14 protein-coding genes and 1 riboswitch are annotated in these 14,687 nt (G+C 45.3%); of the genes, 11 read left to right on the top strand and 3 right to left on the bottom strand.

Annotated features, from left to right (window positions below; all coding sequences use genetic code 11):
- Positions 1-62: 62 nt before the first annotated feature.
- From B2U97_RS01135 to B2U97_RS01095, 9 genes are all read left to right on the top strand, one after another.
- The gene (locus B2U97_RS01135; RefSeq protein WP_011234686.1) at positions 63-1,112 is read left to right on the top strand and encodes an NAD(P)-dependent alcohol dehydrogenase; all 1,050 of its coding nucleotides are present in this window, start codon (positions 63-65) and stop codon (positions 1,110-1,112) included.
- 44 nt (positions 1,113-1,156) lie between these two features.
- Positions 1,157-1,334: riboswitch (Lysine riboswitch) on the top strand.
- A gap of 97 nt (positions 1,335-1,431) precedes the next feature.
- Positions 1,432-2,772 carry a lysine-sensitive aspartokinase 3 gene (gene lysC / locus B2U97_RS01130; protein ID WP_110013237.1) on the top strand — a complete coding sequence of 447 codons (1,341 nt, stop codon included), beginning with the start codon at positions 1,432-1,434 and terminating at the stop codon, positions 2,770-2,772.
- An 81-nt stretch (positions 2,773-2,853) separates the two neighbouring features.
- Entirely contained in the window at positions 2,854-3,198 is a 345-nt protein-coding gene (locus tag B2U97_RS01125; RefSeq protein ID WP_110013236.1) for a hypothetical protein, read from the top strand.
- An 85-nt stretch (positions 3,199-3,283) separates the two neighbouring features.
- Positions 3,284-4,081 (top strand): undecaprenyl-diphosphate phosphatase, encoded by a 798-nt coding sequence (locus B2U97_RS01120; protein ID WP_286823435.1) that lies wholly within the window; start codon positions 3,284-3,286, stop codon positions 4,079-4,081.
- Between the two features lie 11 nt (positions 4,082-4,092).
- Positions 4,093-4,920, top strand: a complete 828-nt coding sequence (locus B2U97_RS01115; protein WP_286823434.1) for an ion transporter — start codon at positions 4,093-4,095, stop codon at positions 4,918-4,920.
- Positions 4,904-5,620, top strand: coding sequence for a M48 family metallopeptidase (locus tag B2U97_RS01110; protein WP_286823433.1), 717 nt, complete (start codon positions 4,904-4,906; stop codon positions 5,618-5,620). The genes B2U97_RS01115 and B2U97_RS01110 overlap by 17 nt, the downstream gene beginning before the upstream one ends.
- A 109-nt stretch (positions 5,621-5,729) precedes the next feature.
- Positions 5,730-6,170, top strand: a complete 441-nt coding sequence (locus B2U97_RS01105; RefSeq protein ID WP_286823432.1) for a VOC family protein — start codon at positions 5,730-5,732, stop codon at positions 6,168-6,170.
- An 89-nt stretch (positions 6,171-6,259) separates the two neighbouring features.
- The gene (locus tag B2U97_RS01100) at positions 6,260-8,485 is read left to right on the top strand and encodes an NADP-dependent isocitrate dehydrogenase (RefSeq protein WP_286823431.1); all 2,226 of its coding nucleotides are present in this window, start codon (positions 6,260-6,262) and stop codon (positions 8,483-8,485) included.
- Between the two features lie 134 nt (positions 8,486-8,619).
- Positions 8,620-9,090, top strand: a complete 471-nt coding sequence (locus tag B2U97_RS01095; RefSeq protein WP_110013230.1) for a hotdog fold domain-containing protein — start codon at positions 8,620-8,622, stop codon at positions 9,088-9,090.
- Here the strand turns inward: B2U97_RS01095 and B2U97_RS01090 are convergent.
- The 3 genes from B2U97_RS01090 to B2U97_RS01080 all read right to left on the bottom strand — a co-directional run bounded on the left by B2U97_RS01090 (position 9,080) and on the right by B2U97_RS01080 (position 12,903).
- Complete coding sequence (locus B2U97_RS01090; protein WP_272988422.1) at positions 9,080-10,396, bottom strand: M24 family metallopeptidase; 1,317 nt, start codon at positions 10,394-10,396, stop codon at positions 9,080-9,082. The two genes, B2U97_RS01095 and B2U97_RS01090, sit on opposite strands and share 11 nt — an antisense overlap.
- A 67-nt stretch (positions 10,397-10,463) precedes the next feature.
- The gene (locus B2U97_RS01085; protein ID WP_110013228.1) at positions 10,464-12,017 is read right to left on the bottom strand and encodes a peptide MFS transporter; all 1,554 of its coding nucleotides are present in this window, start codon (positions 12,015-12,017) and stop codon (positions 10,464-10,466) included.
- A 118-nt stretch (positions 12,018-12,135) separates the two neighbouring features.
- Positions 12,136-12,903 (bottom strand): TerC family protein, encoded by a 768-nt coding sequence (locus B2U97_RS01080; protein ID WP_011234675.1) that lies wholly within the window; start codon positions 12,901-12,903, stop codon positions 12,136-12,138.
- A gap of 161 nt (positions 12,904-13,064) precedes the next feature.
- On the opposite strand from B2U97_RS01080, the gene B2U97_RS01075 reads away from it, so the two are divergent.
- Positions 13,065-13,754 (top strand): GntR family transcriptional regulator, encoded by a 690-nt coding sequence (locus tag B2U97_RS01075; protein WP_011234674.1) that lies wholly within the window; start codon positions 13,065-13,067, stop codon positions 13,752-13,754.
- Complete coding sequence (gene prpB / locus B2U97_RS01070; protein WP_011234673.1) at positions 13,751-14,629, top strand: methylisocitrate lyase; 879 nt, start codon at positions 13,751-13,753, stop codon at positions 14,627-14,629. Before B2U97_RS01075 ends, prpB begins: the two co-directional genes overlap by 4 nt.
- The last annotated feature ends 58 nt before the right edge of the window (positions 14,630-14,687 follow it).

The raw sequence follows: 14,687 nt of genomic DNA, 5'->3' as shown, positions 1-14,687 counted from the left end.
ACAATCTAAAAAATGAATTGATGAGTACTTTAGTGTGATAAATCAAATGAAAGGAGCAACAAATGACCAAAGCCTATGCCGCACAATCGGAAACTTCTGAGTTAGCGCCTCACCCAATAGAACGTCGTGAGTTGCGTAGCGACGATGTTGCTATTGATATCACTTACTGTGGCGTATGCCATACCGATATTCATTATGCAGAGAACGACTGGGGTGGAACCATTTACCCGGTTGTGCCGGGGCACGAGATTATCGGCAAAGTCACGGCTGTCGGTGACAACGTGAAGGGGTTTAAAGTAGGAGACTCGGTTGGAGTTGGCTGCATGGTCGATTCCTGTCGCGAGTGCTCTTCATGTGAGCAGGGGCTGGAGCAGTACTGTCTGAATGGAATGGTTCCAACCTACAACGGTGAAGATCTACATGATAAAAGCGTAACTTACGGCGGCTACTCAGAAAAAATAGTGGTCAGTGACCGTTTTGTTGTGCGAGTGCCGGAAAAACTCGACCCAGCAAAAGCGGCACCGTTATTGTGTGCGGGCATTACCACTTACTCTCCACTGCGTCACTTTGGTGTAAAAGAAGGGCATAAAGTGGGCGTTATTGGCATGGGTGGCCTGGGTCACATGGGCGTCAAGTTCGCCAAAGCCATGGGTGCCGAAGTCACTATCTTCACCCGTTCGGAAAGCAAAGTTGCTGAAGCAAAACGGCAGGGCGCAGACAATGTCATCATCTCAACCGACGATGAGCAAATGGAAGCGGCCGCTGAGACTTTTGATTTCTTGTTGGATACCGTACCGGTGCAACATGATTTAAACCCTTATATTAACTGTCTTAAAGTTGATGGCACTCATATTCTGGTCGGTTTACTGGAACCTGTAGACCCAGCGTTGCAAGCCGGAGCTCTGGTCATGAAACGCCGGGTGTTGGCAGGATCTTTAATTGGCGGTATTCCTGAAACTCAGGAGATGCTGGATTTTTGTGCGGAGCACAACATTCACTGTGACGTGGAAATGCTTGATATCCAGAATATTAATGAAGCCTTTGTGCGGATGAAAAAAGGTGATGTTAAATACCGTTTCGTTATTGATATGGACACGTTAAAACAGTCTTAAATCGCAAATGAATTGACCACGCTTTATTGGGCGTGGTCTAATTCAGGCCGAGAAGAGGTGCGTACATCAGGGACTTTTGAGCTTAGGCCGCCAAAGCCAGAGTTAAGTCGAAAGAGAGGGGATGTCACGCCGAGGTAATATTGTCATTTTGGCGCAATGTTGCCGGTTGCAGGGTTTGAACACCCGCAACTGTCACCTTTAAGGTGGAGAGCTTCTGGTGTTTGCATCCCCTTTAGTGGCTAAATCCAGCTACTGTTATTTTTTTTCTGCAAAGCCTAAGTTCTCCGAACACTTTTGTTGTCTTGTTCGGGAGAAAACTGTGACTTTTACCGTTGCAAAGTTCGGAGGTACAAGCGTCGCTGATTACGCTTCAATGCTCCGTTGTGCTGAAATTATTCAAAGTAATTCATCTATCCGTCTGGTAGTTGTTAGTGCCTGTGCGGGTGTGACTAATCGATTAGTCGCGATAGCAGACCTGCAGGGAAGGCAGATAGAAAAGCTATTAAATGAGATATACGAGATTCATTTCGCTATTCAGGAAAGGCTCAAAAATGCCAGCCAGGTGCAAAAATCATTAGAGCAACTGCACCATAAACTCGCGCTTCATTGCCAAAAAACTACAGAAGACCAAGCTTCATGGCGAGATGAGTTGCTGAGCTTCGGTGAACGATGCTCCAGTCTGCTATTTTCCTCATTACTTGTTGAGCAGGGGCTGTGTTCCAGTACTCTTGATGCTCGGCAGCTACTTAAAACCAACAGTGATTTTGGTCGTGCTCAGCCAGATGAAGTGACTACAAAATCTCATTGTCTGGAGCAGAAACAAAAGCTTGAGTCCGGATGTGTGCGGGTAACTCAGGGATTTATTGGTTCTGATGAAAATAACCAGACAACGACTCTGGGCCGCGGCGGAAGTGACTACAGTGCGGCGCTTTTAGCGGCAGGCTTTAATGCAACGGATTTACAAATTTGGACCGATGTTGCCGGCATTTATACTACCGATCCCCGAATCTGCCCCAGTGCACGTGCTATAGCGGAAATGAGCTTTTCTGAAGCAGCGGAGCTGGCCACCTTTGGGGCAAAAATATTGCACCCATCAAGCCTGGCTCCGGCAATAAAAAACGACATTCGCGTATTTATCGGTAACAGTCAGGATGCGCTTTCTGGTGGGACCTATATTTCTGCCAGTCCGACAAGCCGGCCCGATGTTCGCGCTATTGCGCTGCGCCGTGACCAGACTTTAGTGACTGTTCATAGCCTGAATATGTTGCATGCAAGCGGCTTCCTCGCCAGGCTTTTTGAAATACTGGCTCGGTATAACGTGAGTGTTGATTTGGTTACCACCTCAGAAGTTAGCATTGCGTTAACTCTGGATGAAGGCGGCAGTGCAGCGAATGGGCAGGCTTTATTACCGGCAGCAGCCCTGGAAGAACTGGAGCAATTTTGTCGGGTTGAAGTGGAAACAGGTCTATCTCTTGTTGCTATTATTGGTAACGGCATTGGGCGAGATGCACACATTAGTCAGCTGACTTTTAATACCGTTAATGATTATGCAGTGAGGCTAATATGTCAGGGAGCCAGCGAACATAACTTATGCTTTCTTGTCGCAGACAATGAAGGCGAGAATGTGATTCGCACTTTGCACGACAGAATATTGCGTTAATAATGTGTAAATAATTGTCTATTTATTGTAAATATAAACTACAGTTAAAGAGATTCTGGCAACCAAATTCAGGTGATTATTATGAAACAACTGACATCGAAAACTCTGGCAATTACATCGGCTCTTTCCGTCGCTTCAGCAATGAGTATAGGGGCTGCTCAGGCAAATCCCTTTGAAGCCACCGAACTGTCGTCTGGCTACGAAATGTCTCAACCACAGGAAATGAAGTGCGGCGAAGGCAAATGTGGCGAAGAGAAGAAAGAAAAATCTGAAGAGATGAAAGATAAAAGAGATATGAAAGACAAAGCTAAGGAAGGCAAGTGTGGAGAAGGCAAATGCGGCGAAGGAAAGCGTGGTGACGAAATGAAACATGAAAAGTCTGAGAAAAAAGGTGAAAAGTCAGAAGAAGGTAAATGTGGCGCCTAATCGCTTAATGTTACTTTCGTTCTAAGGACGAAACTGACTATAATGCTCGCTTTCTATTTGAGCAGAATGAAGGCGAGCATTTTTAATGGATTTCTTACAATCGATCATCCTGGGCATTATCCAGGGAATAACCGAGTTTCTTCCAATATCCAGCTCTGCTCACTTAATTTTAATGCCTATACTTACCGGCTGGGACGATCAGGGTGTAGGCTTTGATCTTGCTGTTCATGTCGGTACTTTACTCGCCGTAATTCTGTATTTTCGCAAAGATGTCAGTGAACTCTTTATTGACGGACTTCGTTCTATTGCGGCACGCCAGCATGTTGGACAAAGCCGATTAGGTTGGGCTGTTGTTGTCGGAACTATACCTGCCTGCATTGCCGGAATACTGTTACTGGATTACATAGACACAGCGCTAAGGGCTGTAGGAGTTATCATAACCACTACGGTTGTGTTTGCTGTACTTTTGGCTGCTGCAGATAGATTCGCCCGGGGCAGCAGAACTTTGCAGGATATTGGTTTCAAAGACGCTATTATTGTTGGTCTTGCTCAGGCTGTAGCGCTTATTCCGGGAACCTCTCGCTCTGGAGCAACCATAACCGCCGGGTTGTTTTTAGGTCTAAATCGGGAATCAGCTTCAAAGTTTTCATTTTTTATGGCCATTCCAATTACGGCGGCAGCGGCTTTGGTAAAGTTATTAACCATAGCTTCAGAGTCTATAGCCGTAGATTGGTTAGGTTTTTTAGTTGGCGGTATTGTATCTTTTTTAACCGCGATTACGGCTATTCACTTTTTCCTTAAGTGGCTTAATGCGTTTGGTATGTGGCCTTATGTTATCTACCGGCTGGTGCTGGCGGTTGTGTTGTATTTTCTATTTTTCTGAGTCGATAATTTATGTACGAAAACCTCAAAAAGCAGTTATTTCAGCTTAAAAGTAACAAAGCTTTTGAAGCGTTGGTGGTTGCCGTTATCATTATTTCGGCATTAGAGATTGGCGCGAAAACCTATGAGTTACCTGCTTTTGCTAATAGCCTGACGTACGGTTTAGATCTCTTTATCACGCTGTTCTTCTTAATTGAGATTAGCATTCGCTTCATCGCTGAAGACAATAAGAAAGCTTTTTTCAAAGACGGTTGGAATGTGTTTGATACTCTGGTTGTAATCATGAGTCTCATACCTATAAATGATTCTGAACTGGCTCTGCTGGCGCGGTTGGTTCGGATATTTCGGGTACTGAGGATGATATCAATTATTCCGGAGCTGCGAACCTTAATAAACTCCTTGCTCAAAGCGCTTCCGCAGATGGGATATGTCGTCCTGCTGATGTTTATTATCTTTTATATCTATGCGGCTGTTGGCAGTTACTTATTCGCCGATATTAATCCGTTTCTATGGGACAACATTGCCACTTCAATGCTCACGCTGTTCAGGGTGATGACTTTTGAGGACTGGACTGACATTCAGTACGAAACCATGGAAGTGTATGGCTGGAGCTGGATTTACTATATGACATTTATTTTCCTGACGGCTTTTGCGTTCTTGAATATGGTTATTGGTATTGTGATTAACGTCATGGATAAAGAGAGCCGGAAAATTGAACTTACTGAGGACGGCTTGGGTGAGGGCTTCGTGGACAAAGAACCTACTATAAGCGATCTGCAACAGGAAATTGGCGAATTAAAACAACTGATAGTGGCTCAGCAAGATGTCGAAAGAAAGTAAAAGCCTATACAGCGCAAAACTTCTTATTAACGATATTCCTGTTACGGTTAAAAGTAAGCGCATAAAAAATATGTATTTAAGGGTGCGTGCGCCCTCAGGCGATGTTGAAGTCTCAGCTCCTAAGCAGTGCTCGCTAAATGAAATTGAACGCTGGCTGTTTGAACGTCACGATTGGCTGATAAAGCAACGTGAAAGAGTTGCTATGCAGCCAAGTCCACCAGAACTTCAGTTTGTATCAGGAGAGGAACACAAGCTTTGGGGTAAAAGTCACACACTGGATGTTGCAGTTAAAAAACGCGGAGCCTCAGTGAAATGTGAGGGTGAGCAGTTACAACTGGTTTCTCTGCCACATTACAATGCGGATCAACGTAAAAAGATTATGGATCGCTGGTATCGTGAACAAATTACCCGGGAAGTTGAAGCTTTACTGGATATCTGGCAACCGCGAATGGGAGCATACAGCAACAGCTTTGGTATAAGAGCAATGAAAACTCGTTGGGGTAGCTGCAACATACGCAGCAAAAAGATATGGTTAAATTTAGAACTGGTTAAAAAGCCAGTCGAGTGCCTGGAATACGTGCTAGTTCACGAACTTACACACCTCTTTGAGCGTTATCACAACGCGCGCTTCTACGCCTTGATGGATGAATTTCTCCCGGACTGGCGTGAACGAAAGAAGCTGACCAACCAGTTTATCTAAGCTCTTCACCTATTTGATAGTTATGAACCATTGCAGGTGTCTTAGCCGTACTGTGAAGGGATAGATGAGCGTGGTGCAAAAGCTCTAATTAAAAAATAGGAGATTAGCGGTGCAATATTTACATACGATGGTACGTGTACATGATTTGGAACAATCTTTAAATTTCTATTGTGATTTACTCGGCTTGCAGGAAGTCAGCCGCAAGGACGTGGAAAAAGGGCGTTTCACCCTGGTTTTTTTAGCAGCACCAGACGATATTGAAAGAGCGAAGAAATATCAGGCTCCCATGCTGGAACTTACCTATAACTGGGATCCGCAAACTTACCGCGGTGGTCGTAACTTTGGCCATTTAGCCTTTCGGGTTGAGAATATTTACGAGCTTTGCCAAAAGCTGATGGATAACGGTGTCATTATCAACCGGCCGCCGCGAGACGGTCATATGGCATTTGTGCGTTCACCGGACAATATCTCCATTGAGCTATTACAGAAGGGTGATAGCTTGCCGCCGGAAGAGCCGTGGACATCCATGGAAAACATTGGCGAATGGTAATTAAAGGGCAGATCCTCTATAATCTGCGCCACAAAACTATGTAAGTAAATGAAGCAATTTTTACTTTGGTCCAATAAATAGGAATGACTATGTCGACTGATAAAGCAAAGATTATTTATACTGAAACGGACGAGGCCCCGCGCCTTGCTACCTATTCGTTTCTGCCTTTTATTGAAGCATTTACTAAAGCTGCAGGTGTTTCAGTTGAGACTCGTGATATTTCTTTGGCTGGTCGTATTATTTCGCAGTTTCCGGAGTACCTGACCGAAGAACAACGTCAGTCAGATGCTTTAGCTGAACTGGGCGAAATGGCGAAAACCGCAGAAGCCAATATTATTAAGCTGCCAAACATCAGCGCGTCTATTCCGCAAATGACAGCCTGCATTAAAGAACTGCAAAAACAGGGCTACAAACTGCCGGATTATCCGTTTGACCCGCAAACCGATGAAGAGACAGACGTTCGCTCACGTTACGATAAAGTGAAAGGCAGTGCGGTTAACCCGGTACTACGTGAAGGTAACTCTGATCGTCGCGCACCAAGCGCTGTAAAAAATTACGCGAAGAAGCACCCGCACCGTATGGGTGAGTGGTCTAAGGACTCCAAATCGCACGTTGCTCACATGAATGAAGGTGATTTCTACGGTAGCGAAAAGTCTGTGACGTCTGCCAGCGAAGATACCTTCAAGATTGTTTTTGAAAGTAATGGTGAGCAAAAAGTACTGAAAGAATCTGTACCAGTATTGGCTGGTGAAGTAGTTGACGCGGCGACTATGAGCAAAAAGCAACTACAGGCCTTCTTTGAAAAAGAAACGGTAGCGGCAAAAGAGCAGGGCGTATTGCTGTCATTGCATTTGAAAGCCACCATGATGAAAGTTTCTGATCCAATCATGTTTGGTCATGCGGTACGTGTTTTTTATAAAGATGTTTTAGAAAAACACGCCGATTTAATGAAAGAGATTGAGTTTGACCCAAGCAACGGTATTGGTGACCTTTATGGCAAGCTGGACAAACTGACAGCAGAGCAGCGCGATGCTATTGAAGCAGACATGAACGCGGTTTACGCTAAGCAGCCTGAACTGGCTATGGTCAACTCGCATAAAGGCATCACTAACCTGCACGTTCCAAGCGACATTATTATCGACGCATCTATGCCGGCGATGATCCGTGACTCTGGTAAAATGTGGGATACCAAGGATAGCCAGCAAGACGCAAAAGCAATGATCCCGGATCGTAGCTACGCTGGCGTTTATCAGGAAACCATCGACTTCTGTCGTGAAAACGGTGCCTTTGATCCGGCAACTATGGGCACAGTGCCTAACGTTGGCTTAATGGCGCAAAAAGCAGAAGAGTATGGTTCGCACGATAAGACCTTTGAAATTCCAGCCGACGGAGTCGTGAAAGTTTTCAATAAAGCCGGTGATGTCGTTTTCGAACACAAAGTAGAAGAAGGTGATATCTGGCGCATGTGTCAGGTGAAAGACGCACCTATCCGCGACTGGGTTAAGCTGGCGGTTAACCGTTCACGCTTAAGCGGTATGCCGGCGGTATTCTGGTTAGACAGCAACCGTGCTCACGATGCTCAATTGATTAAGAAAGTGGAAGAGTACTTAAAAGAGCACGACACTGACGGTCTGGACATTCAGATTATGGCACCGGTTGAAGCGACTCGCCACACGTTACAGCGTGTGAAAGAAGGCAAAGACACCATTTCTGTTACCGGTAACGTATTGCGTGACTACCTGACTGACTTGTTCCCAATTCTGGAACTGGGCACCTCAGCGAAAATGCTGTCAATTGTTCCGTTAATGAACGGCGGTGGTTTGTTTGAAACCGGTGCCGGCGGTTCAGCGCCTAAACACGTACAGCAGTTTGTTGAAGAGAACCACTTACGCTGGGACTCTTTAGGTGAATTTTTGGCGTTAGCAGCTTCTCTAGAGCACTTAAGCCGTACTTTTGATAACAAACGTGCTTTAGTGTTGGCCGACAGCTTAGATCTGGCAACAGCTAAGTTCCTGGAAGAAAACAAATCACCATCGCGTAAAGTTGGCGAAATTGATAACCGTGGTTCACACTTCTACCTGGCTATGTACTGGGCAGAAGCACTGGCTAACCAGAACGAAGATGCCGAGCTGAAAGAACGTTTCAGTAAGTTGTTTGAAAAACTGTCTGGTAACGAGCAGGCGATTATCAATGAGCTGAACGAAATTCAGGGCGTTAAAGTGGACATTGGTGGTTACTATCAGCCAAACACAGATAAAGTATCTGCAGCAATGCGTCCATGTTCAGTACTAAATGAAACACTTAGCAGCTTATAATTTACATAGTGTAAGCTAAGCTCTAACTATAAGAAGCAGGCTGCGGCCTGCTTTTTTTATATCTGTATTTTTTGTCTGTACATTAGTACATTCTGAAACAAGGTTTTTATTAACAAAGGTCTGGAGTAACGATTTTGGCAACTGGCAACTACCTAATTAATTTATACGAACGCTGCTTAAAACTGCCTTTTGGGCGTAAGATTTTCTCTGCAATGTTTGCCCGAAAAGCTCCTTACTTTAAAACAATTAAGCCGCTTATTACCGAATTAAAACCGAACTTCTGCCAGCTGACGTTTAAGAAGCGAAAGGCTGTACAGAACCACATTGGCACTGTGCACGCTATTGCTGTGTGCAACGGCATGGAAATGGCGATGGGGGCATTAGCCGAGGCGTCGATTCCTAAACATCTGCGTTGGTTACCGAAAGGCATGAATGTGCAGTATCTGGCGAAAACTGACAGCGATGTGACCATAGAAGCAGTCAGCTCAGAGTCAACCTGGCAACCGGGCGATCAGCCTATATCCGTAGAAGCCAAGCGTAGCGACGGCACGGTTGTAGCCGCCGGGCACATTACTATTTATGTTTCAGAAAAGCCTAATCGATAAGATGAAAGGACTGTTGTCTGCCGTTTAAGTAGCTAACTCCGTCACCATCAAAAAATGCATCCTCTTCCAGCATGATGGTGACGGCTTTATCCTTGAATGTGGTTTTGTTATTTAGTTCTATAGAATAAGCCGTATTAGAAAATAACGGGTATTCTCCTCCACCTGGTATTGCGTGCTGTTTGTCCCACATACCAATGGTTGGCCCTGATCCATGGCCGTAATAACCAATAGGGTGAGTATAAATCATGGGCTCCAGACCTTCGCTTCTCGCTTCTTCTAATGCGGCGAGCAAAATGTCATTGCCTGAACGTGTCTTTTCAAACTGTTTGGTCAAAATATCCTGTAGCTGATTAGCATTGATTAGTGCTTGTTTTAGGGCTTCAGGAGCGTCTGACTCACCTTCTTTTAAAACATAGGCATGTTGCTGAGTATCGGTATTTAAGCGCAGGTAGGTAATGCCAAAGTCCACGTGCAATAAGTCGCCCGGTTGTATGACGATTCCGGTTGAACGCGGATGCCCGGGTTGAGGGTCATCGATACGCTGCACACTCACGGAAGGATGGAACCAAACGGGCAGGTTCTCTTGTGCAGCACGCTCACGGAACCACCATTGAAGGTCTTCTGTGGTGGTCTCACCAACCGAGATTACTTTGTTTGAAAACCCCTCGGCGATAATCTGGTGCGCAAGCTTAACGGCATTACGATAATAGGGCAGTTCTGCTTCTATCCGTTTTTCAAGCCAGGAGACGGCGAGCGGTTCAGCACTGACAATTTTATTTTTTAAATTGTCGGGTAAAGCGGCCATGAAAAGCTCTTTATCCGTTGCTGTAATCCCGTCGGCCTGAGCGAAGTCTTTCGATTGATTAATTGCAATAGAACCGGGGTTACGCTCGGTAATGACTTCCGTCAGGCGTTGCCATTGATTAGGTTGTTGCTCTGGGTTCCAGGCGCTTTTAAACACCTCACCAACGTTATAACGAGCTATTGCTAAGGTTTCCAGATTCTCACCATTGCCCGGGTTATGGATAACTAAGATGGTTCTTCGTCTTGCAGATAACCAGTCGCTGGGCAGAAAGGTTTTAAGAATTGGATCTTCGTTGTACTCGCGACTTATTAATACCCACATATCAATGTCAGCTTGTCGCATCAGATCCGGAAGCAGTTGCTGCACACGTTGCTGAAGAAGGTCATCAACAACTGCTGCACGTTGTTTAAGAGGTAGGGGGCTTATATTTTTTGCAAGCACGTTAGCGGAAAAGATAGTGCTGCAAGTTAGGCTGGTCAGGAGGATGATTTGTTTTAGCATAAGTGCTACCGATATTAAAAAAGGGACCCGAAGGTCCCTTTCTAGCAGTTTTTCACAAAGAAGTGAATTATGGTTTTCCGACAGGCTCGTTAGCGTCGATGACGGCACCCGGGTGCTCGTCTTCACCATCGTCCGGAGCCAGTTTCTCCCATTTACGAGTAAACAGAGCCAGCACGAACACAACCGCACCAACGCTGATACCAAATAAGAAAATGGTCCAGTAAAGCTCAGGCATGGCCTGTGGGTCGTCTGGGTTAAGACCACCCGCGATTCGGCCTGCAACAACGTTACCGATTGAGTAGGTCAATACGAAGATACCCATCATTTGGCCTGCCATACGTTTTGGCGACAATTTACTGACCGCACTTAGTGCGACCGGGCTTAAGCAAAGCTCACCTACAGTATGGATAAAGTAAACCGCAACTAACCAGTATGGAGCTACTTTCATGCCACTTGCCGCTGCTTGCGACGCAAAGAACATGACAATAAAACCTGTTGCCATAATGATAAGACCAATCGCACTTTTGAAGCCATAGGATGGATTAATCATGCGCTTGCTAAGATTAATCCAAAGTGCTGCGAAGAAGGGTGACAAGGCAACCAAAAAGAAAGAGTTTAGTGACTGAAACCAGGTAGTTGGAATTTGAAAGTCGCCAACCATACGGTCAGTTAGGTCTCGCGCAAACAAGTTGAATGAAGAACCTGCTTGTTCGAAGCCTGCCCAGAACATGGTTGAGGCAATACAGACTAAGAATAAGGCGCCCAGCCGTTTCATTTCATCCCGGGTTAACTTACCGAAAAGGAAAACCGATAGGTAAAATAGGAAAAAGATGACGGTGAAGATAATGGAAACGCTTTCAGCAGCAGCGACCGGATTAATACTGACATCGCCATTTAGCGCCAGAAAAGTGTAAACAGCCAAACTTGCCAGTAAAAGCCAGATGATTCCCCAACTGCGCTTTGCCGCTTTCGGGCCTAAAGGCTTCGGTGGTTTTTCACCAACGCCCTTCAGTTTAGGTAGAGTCAGTCTGTACTGAATAAGACCAAATGCCATACCAACAGCCGCTGCGCCGAAGCCCCAGTGGTAACCAGCATTTTCCATAAGATAACCAGTAACGATGTAACCGATGATCGAACCGATGTTAATACCCATATAATAAAGGGTATAACCACCGTCGCGACGGTCATCGTCGGAGCTATATAACTGGCCAACCATGGCGGTGATGTTTGGCTTTAATAAACCTGTGCCAAGTACCACCAAAATCATACCAATGAAGAAACCAGCCTTACTTGGTATGGCCAATACAATGTGGCCAAGCATAATAATGATGCCGCCGTACCAGGTGGCGCGCTGTCCGCCTAATAATCGGTCAGCTATCCAACCGCCAGGTAGACCCATAAAGTATACGGCACCGGTGTACAAACCGTAGATGGCTGTTGCAGAGGCGACGGTGAATGCTATACCGCCTTCTTGTAAGCTTGCGGTCATAAAAAGAACCAGCAATGCGCGCATACCGTAGTAACTCATGCGCTCCCACATTTCGGTAAAAAACAGGGTTTGTAAGCCCCCTGGTTGTCCGAAAAAACTTGCGTCTTTGTCGACTATTTTTGTTGGATCCATTGTTATTATCCGTTTAGTTATTGAAACTTTGGTCCTGTTCGACTTTGGTATAAGTCAAAAAAAGTGGCGTTACTTTACTAGCGACCGCTGTGAAATAAAACCGAAAACGATGAAATACTCAATTTTTAGGATGTTTATCTCCCGGTATACCCTTGCGCAACTCCACTGGTTTCGGCTTTTTGCGGTTAGATCGTATTTTAAGATTGAGCATTTCAACTGCAAGAGAGAACGCCATAGCGAAATAGACATAGCCTTTAGGTACGTGAAAGCCGAATCCTTCGCCAACTAAGGTCATGCCTATTAAAATTAAAAAGCTAAGAGCCAACATTTTAATGGTCGGGTGTTTGTCGACAAAATCGCTGACCGACTTTGCTGCCACCAACATGACACCTACCGAAATAATTACGGCAATGACCATAACACTTAACTGTTCAGCCAGGCCAACAGCTGTAATGACTGAATCCAGCGAAAAAACAACGTCCAGAATGGCTATCTGTATAAGAATGCCGATAAAAGAAGCGGCGACAGGGGATTTTTCTGTTTGCGAATCACCTTCCAGTGCATGGTGAATTTCTAAAGTGCTTTTGCCAAGAAGAAATAAACCACCTAACAGCAAGATTAGATCGCGCCCTGAAATTTCCTCTGCAAAGATACTGAATAGCGGATCGGTAAGAGTCATTACCCAGGTTAGGGAAAAGAGCAGGAGTAACCGCGTGCCCATGGCCAGACCTAAGCCTATGGTGCGGGCTTTGTCTCGTTGATGCTCAGGTAGGCGCCCAACTAAAATGGAAATAAAAATGATGTTATCAATACCCAGAACAATTTCTAACGCGGTTAAGGTTGCCAGCGCAATCCAGGCTTCTGGCATGGTAATCCATTCGAACATGTTGATCTCTGTAGTCCTGATAAAGTGATAGTTGCTATATTGAAAGGTATTAGTGATAAAAACAATCGATTTTAGATTGTCGACAATTTAATTTAGTTCGCCTTGCAAATATCGGTTTTTTCGTGGAAAATAGCTAAATCAATAATTACTGTCGACAATTAATGCAAATAGTCAGCCCTTTAGAACGTTCCGCCATTACTTCATCAGATCGCGTTTTGTTTGAAATACAGCGCGCTATTGTCGAAGGAGATATTGCGGCGGGTTGCAAAATTAGCGAACCGGAGCTTGCCCGGCGTTTCAATGTCAGCAGAGCGCCATTGCGTGAAGCTTTAGCCAGACTTGAGCGTTGCCATCTTATTGAACGAATTCCGAATGCGGGTGCCAGAGTGGTTACCCTGTCTCTGGAAGGATTAATTTCGTTATATCAAATACGGGAAGAGCTTGAAGGTCTGGCCTGTCGTTTAGCGGCAGAGCAAATGCCCGACAATGAAATTGACGAGTTAAGGCAGCTTTTAGATAAGCATCTGCAAACTCAGCGGGTTCGTGAAGGTGAGAGTTACTATCAGGAAGCCGGTGATTTAGATTTTCATTATCGCATTATACTCGGCAGTAAAAATCAGTATTTAATTAATATGCTTTGCGACGAACTCTACTATCTTGTCCGTATGTATCGAGTACAGATGGGTATGAATGGCCCGAGAGTTTCGCGCGCCTTCGATGAACATAAAGCCATTATTAATGCTATTGCTAATCGCGATGGTGAATTGGCCGATCTGCTAATGCGCCGCCATATTGGCGCGTCTCGTAAAAACATTGAATTACGGTTACAAACAGAAAAGGAAACATCATGACTCATATGACAAGCCCGGGTGCTAAGTTGCGCCAAGCTATTGCCGACGAAAATCCTTTACAGATTGTTGGCACCATTAACGCCTATACAGCAATGATGGCAGAAAAGGTTGGGCACAAAGCGCTATACCTGTCTGGTGCTGGGGTAGCGAATGCGTCTTTCGGTTTACCTGACTTAGGCATGACCTCGTTAAATGATGTTTGTGAAGACATTCGCCGTATTACTGCAGCAACCGATCTCCCTCTGTTAGTTGATGCTGACACAGGCTGGGGCGGCGCTTTTAATATTGCCCGTACCGTTCAGGAAATGACACGTGCCGGTGCAGCCGGAATGCACATTGAAGATCAGGTGGCTCAAAAGCGCTGTGGCCACCGCCCAAATAAAGAAATTGTGACGCAAGAAGAGATGGTTGACCGAGTGAAAGCAGCCGTAGATGCACGTATTGACGACCAGTTCCTTATTATGGCGCGTACTGATGCACTACAACAACAAGGTCTGGAGGCCGCTATTGAACGTGCACAGGCTTGTGTGGATGCCGGCGCTGATGCCATTTTTGCAGAAGCTGTTCATACGCTTGATCAATATAAAGCCTTCACCGAAGCCTTGAATGTACCGGTTCTGGCCAATATCACTGAATTTGGCGCTACGCCATTGTTTAATAAACAGGAATTAGCTGACGTTGGGGTGGAAATTGTTCTTTACCCTTTAAGTGCTTTCCGGGCAATGAACAAAGCCGCACTTAACGTCTACAATAGTATTTTAGAGAACGGCGATCAGAAAGCCGTCATTGATGACATGCAGACTCGCGCAGAGTTGTATGACTTTTTGAACTATCACGATTTTGAAGAAAAACTCGATCAATTATTTAAAAAGTAGCCTGACATTTATGTCAGGTGAGATATCGTTCCTGACGTAAACGTCAGGCTACGAGCGA

The sequence above is a fragment of the Idiomarina sp. UBA3176 genome (assembly GCF_002364295.1).
Classification (GTDB): Bacteria; Pseudomonadota; Gammaproteobacteria; order Enterobacterales; family Alteromonadaceae; genus Idiomarina; species Idiomarina loihiensis.
Note: the sequence above shows the minus strand (reverse complement) of the source record. Positions and strands in the feature narration are given on the sequence as shown.